Below are 14,731 nucleotides of genomic sequence, written 5' to 3'. Positions count from 1 at the left end.
CAGCCCGCATGTCGACGAAGACCGTCGCAGAGCTGATGCGTGCTCATCGCCGCGAACTCACCGCGGCCGAGCTGCAGATCATGCAAGCTCTGCTGGCGGACTACCCGGCCGCCGGGCTGCAATCGGTCGCCGGGCTGGCGCAGCTCGCCGGGGTGAGCGCGCCGACGGTCGTCCGGCTCACCGCGAAGCTCGGCTTCAGCGGGCACGCGGACTTGCAGGCCCGGCTGCGCGCCGAGCTGTCGGCCCGGGCAGCCGCACCCGCAGATCTCTACCCGGCGACCGCCGACCCAGGGTCGCCGTCGGCTGCTCTGCAGCGCTGCGAACAGCACATCGGGCGCGCCGTCATCGAGGCACTGCACGGCGCCGACGAACGCGATTGCGACCTGGTGGTCGCGATGCTGGCGGAGTCCCCCGGTCCGATCCTGGTGACCGGCGGGAGCATCTCGGCCGGCCTGGCGATGTATCTGTCCACCTGCCTGCAGCTGCTGCGGCCCGGCGTTCGGTATGTCGAGCCGCAGCACGGGCCGCGGGCAACCGCGCTGCTGGATGTCTCCGACAAGCACACGGTGATTGCGTTCGACTACCGCCGTTATGAGCGTGACACGATCCGCTTCGGCAGCGACGCCGCGGCGCGGGGTGCGCAGCTGATCGTCTTCACCGACACCTACCTCACCCCACTCGCACGCGAGGCGACCGCATTGGTCACCTCGTCGATCGACGGCCCGGGGCCGCTCGCCTGCCTCACTCCGGCCTTCGCGATGATCGACGCGCTGCTCGTCGCGATTGCCGAGCGCGACCCGGAGGCCAGACGTCGCCGGCTGACGCAACTGGACCAGCTCGGGCGAGACACCGCCGGGTAGCGCTGTCACTGCTCATGATCGGCCGACGCGAGTCGCTTCCTGAGGTGCGCGAGCACGGTAGCGGCGAACCGCATCCCGGTTGGCGCAGGCATGAGTGCAATACCGCTGCCGGCCCGGCCGGCTGAAGTCGACGAAAGCGTGCCGGCAGTCGGCGCCGGCGCAGCGGCCCACCCGGTGCATGCCACGGTCGCAGAGGTATTGGGCGGCGGCCGCGGTCGTGGCACCGGCCAGCGTCGGCCCGAAACCGACCTCGGGATCGCGGAAGTGCAGATGCCAGCCACTGCCGTCGTGGTCGGTGATCGACGGGGGCGCCGTGTAGCAGGCCAGCATCCGGTTGAGCGACTCCACGCGCGACGTCGGGTCCGCGGCGGACACCACGCGGTCCCAGTCATGCAGCTAGGCCCGCACGAACTCCAGGTCGGCCGGGGCCGGACGACCAGGCAACGGCATGCCTCCGGCAGACCACCGCACCTCCAGGTCCTCGGGGCTGCTCGGCGGCCGATTGAGCAGGTCGGTGACGTTGCGCAGCAACGGCTCAATGTAAGGATTTACACGCACAAGACCATGACAGCACAGTGGCCGGCATGACGTATTCGCCGGCTCCGGCCACCCACCCGTTCCGTGACCCGCACACCGGTAACCGGCACCGCTTCGGCTACTGGGCGACGGCGGCGATCTACCTCTCGCTGCAGGCATTCACGACCGTCCCGAGCCCGCTCTACGCCCGCTATGCCGAGCGCGATCACCTCTCCCCGCTGGTCATCACGCTGGTCTACGCGGCATACGCGGTCGGAGTCACCGTCAGTCTGATCTGTGCGGGCCACCTGTCCGACACGTTCGGGCGTCGCCCGGTGCTGGCCGCAGCACTGGCCGTCGATGCCCTCAGCGCCGTGACCTTCATCGCCCGCCCCGGCCTGCCCGGCCTGTTCGCCGCTCGCGTCCTGTGCGGGCTCTCGGTAGGCGTCACGGCATCCACGGCCACGGCCTATCTCGGTGAATTGTTCGCAGGTCATCGCCTGGCCGGGCAAGCGCGCAATCTGGCGTTGCTGTCGACCGCCGTGGCCATCGGAGGGCTGGGAGCCGGGCCATTGCTCACCGGCCTCGTGGCCGAGGTCGCCGGGCATTCGCTGGTCTCGCCATACCTGGTGATGCTGGTCATCTTCGTCGCCGGCTTCGCGGCGCTGCTGTTCGCACCGGAGACCCGCGACCGGATGGTTCCGCGGCCGGCATACCACGTGCAGCGCGTCAGCGTTCCGCACCAGCACCGACGCCGGTATGGCGCAGCATTAGCAGGCGTCGCAACGGTTTTCGCACTCTTCGGACTCTTCGTCGGCCTGGCCGGCACGATCCTCGGCCAGCGTCTCGGGCACATCTCGATCCTGCTCACCGGCGTGCTGCTCTTCATCGTCTACGCCACCGGTGTGGCCAGTGTGGCCATCACGATCCGGCTCGCGCAGCGTCGGCAGACCACGGCGGCCGGTGTCCTGATGATCGCCGGTCTGGCACTGCTTGCCCTGTCGGTGTGGCTCACCTCGGCGCCGACCGCGGCTTTCGTGGTGATGTTCCTGTGCGCCGGATCGCTGATCGGCGCGGGTGGCTCGACACTGTTCACCGTCAGCCTCGCGGTCGTCACCGGGCTGTCGCCGAAGGAGCGAACTGCGGAGACGCTCGCCGGGTTCTTCCTCGCCGGCTACGTGGCTCTGTCCGCCCCGGTCATCGGCGTCGGCGTCGCGCTGCAGCACTTCAGCCTGCGCAGCACGCTCAGCTGTTTCGCCGTCCTGGTGGGCATCACGGCGTGCTACGCGCTGGCTGGACTGGGACGGGAATCCTGACCCCGATCCTGGTGAGCAAGCCGAGCACGCGAGTCCAGTAATGAACGGTCCGACCGCTGCCACTAACCAGGTGCCGGAGCAAACTCCGGGCAACTCCACCCGAGCACTCAAGGAGCGTCATGCAGACCATCTCGAAGATCGCATCCGCTGCTGCGCTGGCCGCCGCCGCAGGCACCGTCTTCGCCGCGCCGGCCCACGCCGCGACTCAGCACCACGGCCACACACGCGCCGGGGCCGTATTCGTCCAGAACAACTCCACCTCCGGGAACAGCGTCATCGCCTACGACCGCTCCGCGAACGGCAGCCTCACTGAGGCCGGCAGCTACCCGACGGGCGGCAAGGGCGGGCAACTGTCGGGTTCGGTCGCCGACCATCTGTCCAGCGAAGGTTCCGTCGCCTACAACGCGCGGGCGCACCTCCTCTACACCGTCAACGCGGGCAGCGACACGGTCACCGTGTTCTCGGTGTGGGGCGACCGGCTCACCCGCTTGCAGGTGGTGCCGACGGGCGGCGACTTCCCGGTCAGCATCGCCGTCCACGGCAGCCAGGTCTTCGTGTTGAACGCGCGCGACGGCGGCACCGTGTCCGGTTTCGTCCAGTTCGGCGGAGTGCTGATCCGGATCCCCTTCTGGCAGCGCCACCTCAACCTGAACACCTCGGCGCCCGGACAGCCGAACGAGTTCGTCAGCACTCCGGGCCAGATCGGCTTCACTCCGGACGGGCGCCAGCTGCTGATCTCCACCAAGAACGGCGGCAACAGCGTTCTGTCCTTCGCGGTCGGACCGTTCGGACCAGCCGCCACTCCCACGACCACCTCGCTGCCGGGCACGGTGCCCTTCGGTTTCGACTTCGACGCACACGGACACCTCGTGATCACCGAGGCCGCAACCAACAAGGTCGCGACCTTCACGGTGAACCGCAACGGATCGCTGACTGCGCTGGACAGCGCGGCCACCGGGCAGACGGCGACCTGCTGGCTGGTCACCTCCCACAACACGGCGTACGCCTCCAACGCCGGCAGCGGCACCGTCTCGATCTACCGGACCGACCGCGCCGGAATGCTTACCAGCAAGGGCACGGCGGCGACCAACCCTGGCACCGTGGACGCGGCGACCTCTCACGGCTTCCTGTATGTCGAGACGGGTGTCGGCGGGGTCGTCGACTCCTACCGGATCAAGCCCGGCGGCGGGCTGGCCATGACCGGTTCGGTCACCATCCCCAACGGGATCGGCGCCGAAGGCATTGTCGCGAGCTGATGTGCAACTCCGAGTCCACGCTCGGCATAGGATCACGGGCGTGGACTCGGAGAGTGCTCACTGGATTGCTGCGCTGCAGGACAGCGGCATCGGCCACGACGACGCCGTCGGCAGGCTGCACGAGATGCTGCTGCGCATCGCCCGGTCCGAACTCAACCGGCGCCGCGGCAGCCACGGCCTGGCCGGTCCGGAGCTCGATGACCTGGCCTACCAGGCTGCCGCAGATGCCGTCGTGTCGATCACGGCGAAGCTGGAAGATTTCCGCGGTGAGTCCCGATTCACCACGTGGGCATACAAGTTCGCCATCCTGGAGGTCTCCAGCAAGCTCGGCCGGCACTACTGGACGCGACACCCGACGACCTCGCTGGATGCCGAGGACTGGGAACGACTGCCGGATCGGTTCGGCCTCCGGCCCGAGGAGTATGCCGGCCAACGCGATCTCGTGTGCGCGATCCGGGACGCGGTCGACGGCAGTCTGACCGTCAAGCAGCGGGCCATCTTCGTCGCGCTGGTGGTGCGCGGCATACCTCTCGACACTCTCGTGGCGCAGACCGGGTCGACCCGGAACGCGATCTACAAGATGATGTTCGACGCACGACGCAAGCTGCGCGCCGCACTGGTGGCGGGCGGGTATCTGGAGGAGGACGGATGACGAAACCGATCCCGCAGCAGCTGCGGCACTTCCTGCAGACCGACCCGGACGACGTCGCGTGCGACGAGGCGATCAGGCTGCTGCATGTGTATGCCGAACTGGTGGCGTCGGACCCTGGCGAAGCCGCGACCCGCTATCCCGGTGTCGCCGCTCATCTCGCCGCCTGTGGACCGTGCGGCGAGGACTTCGATGGTCTGCTCGCCGCAATCACCGCGTCCGAGCACGACGACTCGTGACCTGACACCGACGATTTCGGGTCAACTCCTCCGGTAAGACCGGCGGCGCTGCACGCACTAACCAGGGTGACAGCGTTTCGCCAGCCGATTGAGGAGAGCCCATGAGCCTGCTGAGCCCCGGTGACCAGTTCCCGGACCTGACCCTGAACATCCCGGGAGGCGAAAGCCTCACGCTTCCGGACGAATTCGCCGGCAACTTCGCCGTCGTGCTGTTCATCCGCGGTGCGTGGTGCCCCTACTGCAATGCGCAGTTGCGTGCGTTCCAGCGTGCCACGGACACCTTCGCGGCGGGAGGCATCAAGGTCGCGGCCCTCACCGTCGACGATGAAGAGACCACTGCCGGCCTGATCACCAAGCACCGCCTGAGCTTCCCGGTCGGTCACAGCGCGGACGCGGCAGCCGTATCAGCGGCGACCGGCGCCTTCGTCAACCCCGACCCGGTCTACCTGCAGTCGACCGGTTTCGTGCTCGACCCGGCCGGAAAGGTCCTGGTCAGCGTCTATTCCAGCGGCGCCATCGGCCGGCTGGTCCCCGAGGATGTGCTCGGCATGATCCGGTACGTGCGCGAGCACACCGAGTCCTGAAACCTCCGCAACCACCGCGATCGCTGATTGCGGCACCGTCATACCTCAACCACGAAGGACATACCGGCCATGACCACCTTGCTCTACGTTTCGTCCAGCCCGCGCGGCACGGACAGCGACAGCGGCGCGATCGCGCAGGAATTCCTCGACAACCACCGCGCCACTCGACCTGACGTGACCGTCGAGCACCTCGATCTGTTCGACGGATCACTCCCCCAGTTCGGCCGCCTCGCAGCCGGCGCCAAGATGGCCGCCTTCGCCGGTGGTGAGCCCAGCCCGGAACAGAGCGGCGAATGGCATTCCGCTCGCGAGGTTTTCGACCGCTTCGCGGCCGCCGACACCTACCTGTTCTCCGTCCCGATGTGGAACGGCGGCGTGCCCTATGTGCTCAAGCAGTGGATCGACATCATCACCCAGCCCGGATGGGCCTTCGGTTTCGACCCGGTCACCGGCTATAGCGGCTTGCTGAGCGGTAAGAAGGCCGCCGTCGTCTACACCAGCGGGGTGTATGCCGTCGGGGCGCCGCCGGCTTTCGGACGCGACTTCCACTCCACGTTCTTCACCGACTGGCTGCACTTCGTCGGCATCGAGGACGTCGCCGAGGTGAGGTGGCAGCCCACCGTCCGGACGGCTACTCGCGACGAGGACCGAGCCGTCGCGCTGGAGCAGGCGGCCGCCGCCGGCCGCGCCTTCTGACTGTCTCGTCATACCCGAAATCCGAAGGGAGACAAGCAATGTCCGCAATCCGTCACCGCACCATCTCCGTCGACGGCCTGGAGATTTTCGTCCGCGAGGCGGGCGACACGGACCGGCCCACGCTCGTGCTGCTGCCCGGCTATCCGTCCAGCACCCGCGCCTACGTCCGGCTGATAGACCGCGTTGCCCCTGATTGGCACGCGGTCGCGATCGACTACCCCGGGTTCGGCAGCTCCGACCCGTTGTCCGAGGCGCCCACCTTCGACCGGCTGGCCGAGGTCACCGCCAAGACCATCGACGCGCTGGGCATCGGTGACTACGCGGTCTACATGTTCGACTTCGGCGCTCCGGTGGGTTTCCGCATCGCCCTCGAGCACGATCAGCGGGTGCGCGGCCTCGTCGTGCAGAACGGCAATGCGTATGCCGAAGGTCTCGGGTCCGGGCTGAGTGCCATCTCCGACTGGTGGAAGGATCGCGCAGCCGGACAGGCCACCATCGATGCATTCGTCGGCCTCGCCGGCACGCAGTCCCAATGGCAGGCGGGAGCGCGCGATCCCGAGCTCATCGACCCGGAACAGGCGGTGGCCGACCAGCTGGTGCTGGACCGGCCCGGGCGCGCGGACTACATGCAGGCGTTGCTGTGGGACTACCAGACCAACCCGCCGCAGTATGCGCAGTGGCAGGCCTGGCTGCGCAGCCGTCAGCCGAAAGTCGTTGTCGCCTGGGGCAAGAACGACCCGTTCTTCATCGCGCCGGGTGCCGATGCGTACCGGACCGACGTGCCGGATGCGCGGGTGGAACTGCTGGACACGGGCCACTTCGCGCTGGAGGAAGAGGCGGATACGATCGCCACCCTCACCGACGGGCTGATGCGTTCAGCATTCGACGGGTGAGCGATGCCGGCCGACAAGTCGCGCGACACCGATCGGCTCTCGACATACTCCGACGGCGTCTTCGCCGTGATCGTCACGATCATGGTGCTGCAACTGCACGCGCCCAAGTCGCCACACCTGTCCGCCTTGATCACCATGTGGCAACCTGCGGTGGCCTATCTGGTCAGCTACGTGTTCATCGCCATCGTCTGGATCAACCACCACTACATCTCGCGGCTGGTTCACGAGAGTTCGCTGCCGATCATCTGGATCAACTTCGTCCATCTGTTCTTTGTGTCGCTGGTGCCATTCACCACCGCGTGGATCGCACAAACCAGGCTCGCGGCGGCACCTGTGGCTGTCTACACCGCATTGTTCGTCTGCGCGGACGCGACCTACAACGTGTTCGAGCGCCGAGTGCTGCGGGACTGCGGTGAACTCTCCGAGCAGCAGCGCAGGATCGCGCGCTATCGGTCGACAATGGCATTCGCACTCTTCACCAGCGCCGCGGTGCTCGCAGCGTTCGTGCCATGGGCCGGCTTCGGACTCACCTGTCTCGCGCTCGTGCTGCACCTGAAGCCCGATGTGGGCGTCCGAGGCACCGCCGACCGGACCTACCCGGCACCCATCGAAAGAGAGGCATGATGACCACCTACCGCACCGTCGATGTCGACGGGCTCGACATCTTCTACCGCGAGGCCGGCCCGGCCGATGCCCCAACGATCCTGCTGTTGCACGGCTTTCCGTCGTCGTCGCGGATGTGGGAGCCGCTGCTCACCCGGTTGAGCGACGCGTTCCATCTGGTGGCGCCCGACTATCCCGGGTTCGGGCACAGCGCTACTCCCGACCCTACGGACTTCTCCTACACCTTCGACAATCTCGCAGCGGTCGTCAGCGCATTCGTCGACACTCTGGGGCTGACACGCTACGCGCTGTTCCTGCAGGATTATGGCGGTCCGGTCGGCTTCCGGCTGGCCGTGCAGCGGCCGGAGCGGGTGCAGGCGCTGGTCGTCCAGAACACCGTCGCGCACGAGGACGGGCTCGGCCCGTTGTGGGAGGTGCGCCGGCAGTTCTGGGTGAACCGTGCGGAGCATGAAGCTGACTTCCGGGACAACTTCTTCTCACCCGCTGCCACCCGCGGGCGGCACATCGGCACCAGCCCCCATCCGGAGCGCTACGACCCCGACCTGTGGACCGACGAGCTCGCCTTCCTGTCGCGGCCGGGACAGGCCGACATCCAGACGGACCTGTTCTTCGACTACCAGACCAACGTCGCCAGCTATCCGCAGTGGCAGCAATGGCTCCGGACCCACCAGCCACCGACACTGGTCACCTGGGGGCGGTTCGATCCGTCTTTCGAATCCGCTGAGGCAGAAGCGTTTTCACGTGATGTCCCTAACGCCGAGATTCACCTGCTGGACGCCGGCCACTTCGCCCTCGACGAGCGGCCCGACCAGATCGCGCAGCTGACTCACCGGTTCCTGCAGACCATCGACTCCCACACGTGAGTCGGTGGGTGTCGCGCCGGCTCAGGAGTCGACGGCCGGCCTGGTGCCTGCCCAGTCCTTGGACCACGCCTCGAACAACCTCGCGTACGCGCCGTCGACTGCGAGCAGCTGCTCGTGCGTGCCGCGTTCGAGGATCCGCCCGCCGTCCATGACGATGATCTGGTCGGCATCCGCCGCCTGACTGAGCCGGTGCGCGATCACCACGGCTGACCGCCCGCGCAGCACGGCGGCCGCCGCACCGTCGAGGCTGCGCGCGGCGTCGCTGCCCGCCTCCGCGGTCGCCTCGTCCAGCACCACGACCGGCGGGTCCAGCAGCACGAGCCGGGCGAGCGCGAGGTGCTGGGCTTGGCTGGCGGACAGCGGCGTGCCACCGCTGCCCACGACCGTCCGCACGCCGTCGGGCAGCGCAGCCACCCAGTTCGCACCCACCGTCTCGAGTGCCCGCGCGAGGTCGCCGTCCGCGGCGTCCGGGCGCACGAGTCGTAGGTTGTCCGTGATCGTGCCGGCGAAGACGTGCGTCTCCTGCGTCACCAGCGCCACCTCATGACGCAACCAAGAGGATCCTTGAGCGGCGCCGGAACCGTTCCACGAGAGCGTGATCCGCCCGGAGCGCGGCGAACGCAGACCGGCGAGCAGCGTTGCGAGAGTGGACTTCCCGGACCCGGTCGTGCCGACGACCGCTACGTGCTCGCCGGGGGCGACATACACGCTCACCTCGTGCAGCACATCGGGGCCGTCCAGGTAGCCGAAACTGAGCCCGTCTGCCTCCAGCGCGGGCGGTTTCACCAGCGCTGCCGGGACCGCCGCGATGGGCTGCCCCGCGCGATCGGGTCCGGCGAGGGTAAGACCGACCAGTCGCTCCAGACCGGCCCCGGCCTGCTGGATGGAGTCGAAGACACCGAGAACGGTGTTGATCGGGTCGAACAGCCCGGCGAAGAACAGCGCAGCCGTCGTGGCTGCTCCGATGCTGGCACGACCGTCTCGCACCAGCACGAACGCGACGACCAGGATCGCGCCCAGTCCGACGAATTCGGCACTGTTCAGCCGCCCGAAGAATCTGGTGGCGACCCGGGTCGCACGGAATTCGTAGTCCATCGCCGCCTCAGATGACGCCTCGATACGATCGCGTTGCCGGTCGCCCATGCGCAGCGCCCGGAGCGTGGGCAGCGCCGCGAAGCCGGCCAGCAACGCCGACGCACGTCGTCCGTCGGCGATCCGGCCCCCCGCGTAGATCGGCCGGGAAGCGCGCAGATACCACCGCAGGGTGATGGCCTGGATCGGCACGGCGAGCAGGCCGGCGAGCGCGAATCGCCAATCGAGACTTGCCAGCCCGGCCAGGGTCGCGAGAATGGCGAGCCCGGCGCCCAGGAAGCTGCCCAGCGACCCCTCGGCCGCGTCGCTGATCCGGTCCACGTCGCCGGAGACTCGCGAGACGAGGTCCCCTGTTCCGCCCGCCTCGACCTCATCGATCGGCAGCTCCACGGCCGCGCTCAGAGCCTGCTCGCGCAACCGCCCGACGGCCGGCAGCACGACCCGCGCCAGCAGCACGGTCGAGCCCCAGCTGCTGACGGCGCCCGCTACTGCGGCACCCGCCAGCAGGACGACCGGCGCGATCAGGGCAGCCACCTGCCGGTGGTCGGCGATCGCCTGGGTGATCCAGCCGATTGCGATGGGACTGGCAAGCCCCAGCACGCTGTCGGCGAGTAAGACCAAGACAGCCGCGAGCAGCGCTCGCGAGCGGCCCCGCATCAGGATCCGGACCTGCCGCCGGGTGTCGGCACCGGTCGCGACCGGGAGCAGGGCACGCCCGGACTTCTCACGAGCCGCTCCGTCATACACTGCCGTCGACATCCCGGTGGTCATCGCCGCACCGCCAGTCGGTATGCCGGGTCATGATCAAGCAGTTCGGCGTGGCTACCGGTCACACAACTGTTCCCGGAAAGGTGCACCACCCGGTCGCAGCGAGCCAGCCACGCCGGACTGGTGGTCACGACGATCGTAGTCCGGCCGGCCCGCAATCCGGCCGTGCGCCGGGCGATCAGATCCTCGGTCGCCGCGTCGACTGCCGTCGTGGGGTCGTGCAGCACCAGCACCGGCGGCTCGGCCGCTAACGCACGAGCCAACGAGACCCGCTGACGTTGGCCGCCCGAGAGCGTCTCACCACGATCGCCGACGAGGCCATCCGCGCCCGCCGGCACCGTCTCGAGCACCTGGTCGGCCTGCGCGGCCCGCGTCGCATCGGTCACCGCGCGCTCGTCGGCGGTCAGTGCACGCAGGTTGTCGGCGATGCTGCCCGGCAGGAGCACGGCGTCATGCGGTGAGACGAGCGCGGTCCTGCGCAGTGCGTCCAGGGCAAGGTCGGCGATGCCGATGTCGCGACCGTCCGCAAGCCTGAACAGCAGCCGCCCGGCTGGCGGATCCGATTCGCGCGCAAGCAAATCGGGCAGCCGAGCCGCATCTGCGTGCTCGTCACACACGATACCGGTCAGCGCTCCTGCGCGGGCGGTTGCATCGAGCACAGGACCGCCCGGCAACACCTCGACGCGGTCGAACCGCACCGCCACCGACGGCCTCTCCGGCCAGAGGGGCAGCCCGGTCGGCCGGCGTGCCGCGACAAGGCGGGCTCGGCGATCAGCACCTCATGGATCCGGCCCGCGGATGCCAGTGCACGGGCGTACGCCGCGCTCGTTCCGGAGACCACCTGCATCGGTGAGATCACGAACCGGGCCAGTCCGAGCGCGGAGACGAGCTCACCCAGCCCGAGATGTCCTCGTAAGGCGAGCCACCCGCCGACACCCGCGACGAGGGTGAGATAGACGCCGCCGAGCAGCGACCCGACGGCGGAGATGATCGCCGCCGACGAGGTCGCGTGCAGTGCGGCGCTGACCGCCCCATCGCTGACCTGCCGGTACTCGTCCGCCGCCGCATGCTCGGCGCCGACTCCCGGCGCCGTCCTGTACGGCCCCGAATACACCCGGCTCGGCTGCATACTCGGCACGGCGGAGCGCAACCTCACCGGCGTCGACGGAACGCAGTTCTCTTCGGAGCGGCTGGACGCGCTTGCGGACGCCGACGTCATCGTGCTGTGGGATAACGGCGCGAAGCCGACGGCGGAGGCAACGACGCTGGTCGCCCAACCACTCTGGCGTCGGCTCAAGGCGGTGAGAAAGGGCCACGTCTACCGAACCAGCAACCCCAGCAGCTACGGGCGAGGCCGAGGCGTTCCTCGGCCTCGTCACCGGGATCTGCACGAAGCTGCAGGAGAACCACTGATGCCCACCGAGGCCGGCACCGCCAAGCTCGCTGATCGCGTTCCCCACCCTGTGCAGTCGCGGTGTCCGACCAGTTCCATTGTGACGAGGTGAAGGGTGTCATGTCCGTGGAGTGAGTCATCGTGCTGTCGTTACCGGGAGCCTTGCGACAGGAGCAGGTTTGCTCCTTGCTCGTTGCGGGAGTTCGTCGTCGTGCGGCAAGAAGAGCAGCGTGGCGGGCTCGATGACGGGAGCGTCGGCGGCGTCATCAGCGTTCCCGGTCTCGGTGGCTCACGCGTTCGATCCTGCGGTATTCCTCGGCCGAGGTCCCCCATCCGGCCGTCACGGCGTCCCGCAACGCGTGGACCCGGCTATCCTCGATGCATGCCGCTCCTTGATCGCATCGCCATCGACCCGGAGGTCGCCCACGGGCGTCCGACGGTGCGTGGAACCCGTATGCGTGTCGGCGACGTGCTCGCCCTGCTGGCCGCAGGTGCCAACGAGGCTGAAATCCTTGGGGACTACCCATATCTCACGGCGGACGACATCAAGGCCTGCCTCGAGTACGCCGCGGCGCAGGCCGACCACGCGATCCTGACCGCCTCGTAGGCCGTGCGGTTCCTCGTCGACGCCCAGTTGCCACCGGCGCTGGCCCGACTTCTGCGCGAGCACGGACACGAGGCCGACCACGTCATCGACATCGGGCCGGGTGACGCATCCGACCGGGAACTGTGGCGCTTCGCGCTCGACCATCAGGCTGTCATCGTGGCCAAGGACCAAGACTTCTCGAACATGATTGCCCACGGCGGTGAAGCACCATCGGTGGTCTGGGTGCGGATTGGCAATACCCGCCGCACCGTTCTGCTGGCGTGGTTTGAGCCGCTGATCGACGAGATTGTGCGCCTGATCGAAGATGGTCAGCGCCTCATCGAACTACGCTGACACTCAAACCCGGCCGTCCGGCCGTGTCAGTTCGTCGCTTCGTGCGGGGCTGTGCGCGGTTACCTCCTTGGCGGAGATGTTCACCAAGGCGGCTGCGCTCAACCCGCACGCTTGGGCGTAGGAGCGGGCCCATCGATAACCGACCGTGTAGCCCAGCCACAGGGGCATGTCACCGGCGTGGAAGCACCACCGACCGTCATCGGCGGGGTCCTCGTCCAACGATTCGATCATTCGCCCGACCTGATCGTCCGTGATGGTCTGATGTGCGAACTCCGACGCCGCGCCCAGGATCTCTTCCTCGAACAACATGGCCAGGCCCTCGGACACAACGCGATCTCGAAGGCTTGTACCGCACCCAGGTCCCCGCTCGCGCGCAACGTGGTGAAACTCGTGGACCAGAGTCGTGCGCACCGCAGACATCGTCGCCGGGTGTGACGAATCGACCGCAAGGACCACGGATCGCGCACTGTAGGTACATCCACCGCAACCCCAACTCGGGATCACCATGTCGGGTGCGTCGACAGCGAAGACATCGAGACGGTCCAGCTGCAAGACATCCCGGACCAGCCGGACAGCCGCCTGATGTCCGTCCTTCAGCACCGTCAACTGCTCCCCGGAATACGCACCAGATCCGGTGGGTAGGTGGAGTTCGATCTCGCCGGTCACAGCACCACCGTAGAAGGCACCAGAGCCACCAGGCACCGATCACCGCGCCGAGGGTCAGTTTTCGGTCGGCACCATCGCCGTAGCCAGGCAGCTCAGCTGGAACGTAGCTCGGCATAACGCAATTCGGGATGCAGCTCCTCGATCCGAGTGAGCCGGTTGTACTTCGCCACCCGTTCCCCGCGTGCCAGTGCGCCTGCCTTCAGTTGACCCACACCGGCACCGACGGCGAGGTCGGCGATGAATGTATCGAGTGTTTCCCCGGACCGGTGCGAGATCATCGCCGCAAGCCCGACCTCGCGGGCCGTGCGCAATGCCTCGAACGTCTGGGTGACCGTGCCGATCTGGTTGGGTTTGATCAGCGCCGCCGTCGCGATGCCGTCCTGCGCACCCTGCCGGATGCGGCGCGCGTCCGTGACGAAGATGTCGTCGCCCAGCACCTGCACGCGACCGCCGAGCTGATCGACGCACGCACGCCACGCCGGCCGGTCCGACTCGTCGAACGGGTCCTCCAGGCTCCAGATCGGGAAATCGCGGACCAGCTCGTCATACCGGTCCAGCAACTGATCTGCGGTGCGCCAGCGGCCGTGCAGCCGGTAGGCGCGACCGTCATAGAAGCCGTTCGCAGCCGAGTCCAGGGCGATCTGCACCTCGTGTCCCGGGGTGAACCCGGCATCCTCGATGCTGCGCACGAGCACACCGAGGATCTGCCGCTCGTCGTCGGTGTCCGGGGCGAATCCGCCCTCGTCGCCGACGCCGACGGTGCCGAACCGGCTCCGCAATTGACCGGCCAGCGCGGCGTAGATCTCCGCACCCATCCGCACCGCCTCGGCCATCGTCGACGCGCCGGTCGGAGCCACCAGGAACTCCTGGAAGGCCAGCCCGTTGGCGGCGTGTATGCCACCGTTGACGACGTTGAAGTGCGGCACCGGAAGCGTCGGCGTCGTCCCGAGGCGCGCGGCGATCCACGCGTGGAGCGGAAGCTCGTCGCGTGCGGCGAACGCCCGCGCGCACGCGGTGGAGACGGCGACGGCGGTATTGGATCCGATCCGGGCGAAGTGCCCGGTCCCGTCCGTGCGTTGCAGCGCGTCGTCGATGTCGTCCAGGCAGGTCCACTGCCCGTGGCGCAGCAACGGCTCGATCTTGCCGGCCACGACAGCGATCGCGTTGGTCACTCCCAGACCGCCGTATTCCGGCCCGCCGTCGCGCAGTTCGCGCGCCTCGTGTTCGCCGGTGGAGGCCCCGGACGGCGCGAAACCGTGGTGGACCGCACCGTCACCGGCCGTGAGTTCCACGTGCAGGGTGGGGTGACCGCGGGAGTCGAGAATCTGCTCGGCGTCGATGCCGGTGATCCGGAGTGGTTCCTTTGAGGGCATGGC

Annotated in this window: 19 protein-coding genes; 13 read left to right on the top strand and 6 right to left on the bottom strand. The window is 68.2% G+C overall.

The annotated features are described in order from the left end of the window. Nucleotides 1-8 precede the first annotated feature (8 nt). Nucleotides 9-860 carry a MurR/RpiR family transcriptional regulator gene (locus EFY87_RS03190; RefSeq protein WP_123270010.1) on the top strand — a complete coding sequence of 284 codons (852 nt, stop codon included), beginning with the start codon at nucleotides 9-11 and terminating at the stop codon, nucleotides 858-860. Between the two features lie 12 nt (nucleotides 861-872). Here EFY87_RS03190 and EFY87_RS20610 read toward each other — a convergent pair whose 3' ends face one another. Then, nucleotides 873-1,235 (bottom strand): CGNR zinc finger domain-containing protein, encoded by a 363-nt coding sequence (locus tag EFY87_RS20610; RefSeq protein ID WP_220093477.1) that lies wholly within the window; start codon nucleotides 1,233-1,235, stop codon nucleotides 873-875. A gap of 21 nt (nucleotides 1,236-1,256) precedes the next feature. Further along, a complete protein-coding gene (locus EFY87_RS21090) occupies nucleotides 1,257-1,391 on the bottom strand; it encodes a hypothetical protein (protein ID WP_281276147.1) in 135 nt (44 codons plus the stop codon). A 53-nt stretch (nucleotides 1,392-1,444) separates the two neighbouring features. On the opposite strand from EFY87_RS21090, the gene EFY87_RS03180 reads away from it, so the two are divergent. The 9 genes from EFY87_RS03180 to EFY87_RS03140 all read left to right on the top strand — a co-directional run bounded on the left by EFY87_RS03180 (nucleotide 1,445) and on the right by EFY87_RS03140 (nucleotide 8,496). Further along, nucleotides 1,445-2,692 (top strand): MFS transporter, encoded by a 1,248-nt coding sequence (locus EFY87_RS03180; protein WP_148043223.1) that lies wholly within the window; start codon nucleotides 1,445-1,447, stop codon nucleotides 2,690-2,692. Between the two features lie 119 nt (nucleotides 2,693-2,811). After that, on the top strand, nucleotides 2,812-3,948 hold the full coding sequence (locus EFY87_RS03175) for a lactonase family protein (RefSeq protein ID WP_123270008.1): 1,137 nt from the start codon (nucleotides 2,812-2,814) through the stop codon (nucleotides 3,946-3,948). A 40-nt stretch (nucleotides 3,949-3,988) separates the two neighbouring features. Then, nucleotides 3,989-4,600 carry a sigma-70 family RNA polymerase sigma factor gene (locus EFY87_RS03170; protein ID WP_123270007.1) on the top strand — a complete coding sequence of 204 codons (612 nt, stop codon included), beginning with the start codon at nucleotides 3,989-3,991 and terminating at the stop codon, nucleotides 4,598-4,600. Further along, a complete protein-coding gene (locus EFY87_RS03165) occupies nucleotides 4,597-4,836 on the top strand; it encodes a hypothetical protein (RefSeq protein WP_123270006.1) in 240 nt (79 codons plus the stop codon). Before EFY87_RS03170 ends, EFY87_RS03165 begins: the two co-directional genes overlap by 4 nt. 101 nt (nucleotides 4,837-4,937) lie before the next feature. After that, complete coding sequence (locus EFY87_RS03160; RefSeq protein WP_123270005.1) at nucleotides 4,938-5,420, top strand: redoxin domain-containing protein; 483 nt, start codon at nucleotides 4,938-4,940, stop codon at nucleotides 5,418-5,420. A 69-nt stretch (nucleotides 5,421-5,489) separates the two neighbouring features. Then, on the top strand, nucleotides 5,490-6,116 hold the full coding sequence (locus EFY87_RS03155; RefSeq protein WP_123270004.1) for an FMN-dependent NADH-azoreductase: 627 nt from the start codon (nucleotides 5,490-5,492) through the stop codon (nucleotides 6,114-6,116). 38 nt (nucleotides 6,117-6,154) lie between these two features. After that, nucleotides 6,155-7,009 carry an alpha/beta fold hydrolase gene (locus tag EFY87_RS03150; RefSeq protein ID WP_123270003.1) on the top strand — a complete coding sequence of 285 codons (855 nt, stop codon included), beginning with the start codon at nucleotides 6,155-6,157 and terminating at the stop codon, nucleotides 7,007-7,009. 3 nt (nucleotides 7,010-7,012) lie between these two features. Then, a complete protein-coding gene (locus EFY87_RS03145; RefSeq protein ID WP_123270002.1) occupies nucleotides 7,013-7,633 on the top strand; it encodes a TMEM175 family protein in 621 nt (206 codons plus the stop codon). Beyond that, nucleotides 7,633-8,496: an alpha/beta fold hydrolase gene (locus EFY87_RS03140; protein WP_123270001.1), complete on the top strand. Its 864-nt coding sequence runs from the start codon at nucleotides 7,633-7,635 to the stop codon at nucleotides 8,494-8,496. Before EFY87_RS03145 ends, EFY87_RS03140 begins: the two co-directional genes overlap by 1 nt. Before the next feature lie 21 nt (nucleotides 8,497-8,517). Here EFY87_RS03140 and EFY87_RS03135 read toward each other — a convergent pair whose 3' ends face one another. Beyond that, complete coding sequence (locus EFY87_RS03135) at nucleotides 8,518-10,359, bottom strand: ABC transporter ATP-binding protein (RefSeq protein ID WP_220093476.1); 1,842 nt, start codon at nucleotides 10,357-10,359, stop codon at nucleotides 8,518-8,520. Beyond that, complete coding sequence (locus tag EFY87_RS03130) at nucleotides 10,356-11,060, bottom strand: ATP-binding cassette domain-containing protein (RefSeq protein WP_158607480.1); 705 nt, start codon at nucleotides 11,058-11,060, stop codon at nucleotides 10,356-10,358. The genes EFY87_RS03135 and EFY87_RS03130 overlap by 4 nt, the downstream gene beginning before the upstream one ends. Before the next feature lie 282 nt (nucleotides 11,061-11,342). On the opposite strand from EFY87_RS03130, the gene EFY87_RS03125 reads away from it, so the two are divergent. The 3 genes from EFY87_RS03125 to EFY87_RS03115 all read left to right on the top strand — a co-directional run bounded on the left by EFY87_RS03125 (nucleotide 11,343) and on the right by EFY87_RS03115 (nucleotide 12,689). Then, complete coding sequence (locus EFY87_RS03125; RefSeq protein ID WP_123269999.1) at nucleotides 11,343-11,861, top strand: TroA family protein; 519 nt, start codon at nucleotides 11,343-11,345, stop codon at nucleotides 11,859-11,861. Between the two features lie 270 nt (nucleotides 11,862-12,131). Then, nucleotides 12,132-12,356: a DUF433 domain-containing protein gene (locus EFY87_RS03120; protein WP_123269998.1), complete on the top strand. Its 225-nt coding sequence runs from the start codon at nucleotides 12,132-12,134 to the stop codon at nucleotides 12,354-12,356. 3 nt (nucleotides 12,357-12,359) lie between these two features. Next, nucleotides 12,360-12,689, top strand: coding sequence for a DUF5615 family PIN-like protein (locus EFY87_RS03115; protein WP_123269997.1), 330 nt, complete (start codon nucleotides 12,360-12,362; stop codon nucleotides 12,687-12,689). A gap of 3 nt (nucleotides 12,690-12,692) precedes the next feature. Here the strand turns inward: EFY87_RS03115 and EFY87_RS03110 are convergent, their stop codons facing one another. Together EFY87_RS03110 and eno are read right to left on the bottom strand one after the other, a co-directional pair. Further along, nucleotides 12,693-13,355, bottom strand: coding sequence for a DUF2268 domain-containing putative Zn-dependent protease (locus tag EFY87_RS03110; RefSeq protein WP_158607479.1), 663 nt, complete (start codon nucleotides 13,353-13,355; stop codon nucleotides 12,693-12,695). A 92-nt stretch (nucleotides 13,356-13,447) separates the two neighbouring features. Further along, nucleotides 13,448-14,728 carry a phosphopyruvate hydratase gene (gene eno / locus EFY87_RS03105; protein WP_123269995.1) on the bottom strand — a complete coding sequence of 427 codons (1,281 nt, stop codon included), beginning with the start codon at nucleotides 14,726-14,728 and terminating at the stop codon, nucleotides 13,448-13,450. Nucleotides 14,729-14,731: the final 3 nt, after the last annotated feature.

This window comes from Flexivirga caeni (assembly GCF_003724155.1).
GTDB classification, from domain to species: Bacteria; Actinomycetota; Actinomycetes; order Actinomycetales; family Dermatophilaceae; genus Flexivirga; species Flexivirga caeni.
This window is presented reverse-complemented; position numbering and strand designations above follow the sequence as displayed.

Coding starts and splice junctions, on each gene's coding strand:
- EFY87_RS03160 (WP_123270005.1), top strand. CDS start 4,938: ATGAGCCTGCTGAGCCCCGGTGACCAGTTCCCGGACCTGACCCTGAAC.
- EFY87_RS03145 (WP_123270002.1), top strand. CDS start 7,013: ATGCCGGCCGACAAGTCGCGCGACACCGATCGGCTCTCGACATACTCC.
- EFY87_RS03155 (WP_123270004.1), top strand. CDS start 5,490: ATGACCACCTTGCTCTACGTTTCGTCCAGCCCGCGCGGCACGGACAGC.
- EFY87_RS03180 (WP_148043223.1), top strand. CDS start 1,445: ATGACGTATTCGCCGGCTCCGGCCACCCACCCGTTCCGTGACCCGCAC.
- EFY87_RS03140 (WP_123270001.1), top strand. CDS start 7,633: ATGACCACCTACCGCACCGTCGATGTCGACGGGCTCGACATCTTCTAC.
- EFY87_RS03165 (WP_123270006.1), top strand. CDS start 4,597: ATGACGAAACCGATCCCGCAGCAGCTGCGGCACTTCCTGCAGACCGAC.
- EFY87_RS03135 (WP_220093476.1), bottom strand. CDS start 10,359: ATGACCACCGGGATGTCGACGGCAGTGTATGACGGAGCGGCTCGTGAG.
- EFY87_RS03190 (WP_123270010.1), top strand. CDS start 9: ATGTCGACGAAGACCGTCGCAGAGCTGATGCGTGCTCATCGCCGCGAA.
- EFY87_RS03120 (WP_123269998.1), top strand. CDS start 12,132: ATGCCGCTCCTTGATCGCATCGCCATCGACCCGGAGGTCGCCCACGGG.
- EFY87_RS03150 (WP_123270003.1), top strand. CDS start 6,155: ATGTCCGCAATCCGTCACCGCACCATCTCCGTCGACGGCCTGGAGATT.
- EFY87_RS03175 (WP_123270008.1), top strand. CDS start 2,812: ATGCAGACCATCTCGAAGATCGCATCCGCTGCTGCGCTGGCCGCCGCC.
- eno (WP_123269995.1), bottom strand. CDS start 14,728: ATGCCCTCAAAGGAACCACTCCGGATCACCGGCATCGACGCCGAGCAG.
- EFY87_RS03125 (WP_123269999.1), top strand. CDS start 11,343: ATGATCGCCGCCGACGAGGTCGCGTGCAGTGCGGCGCTGACCGCCCCA.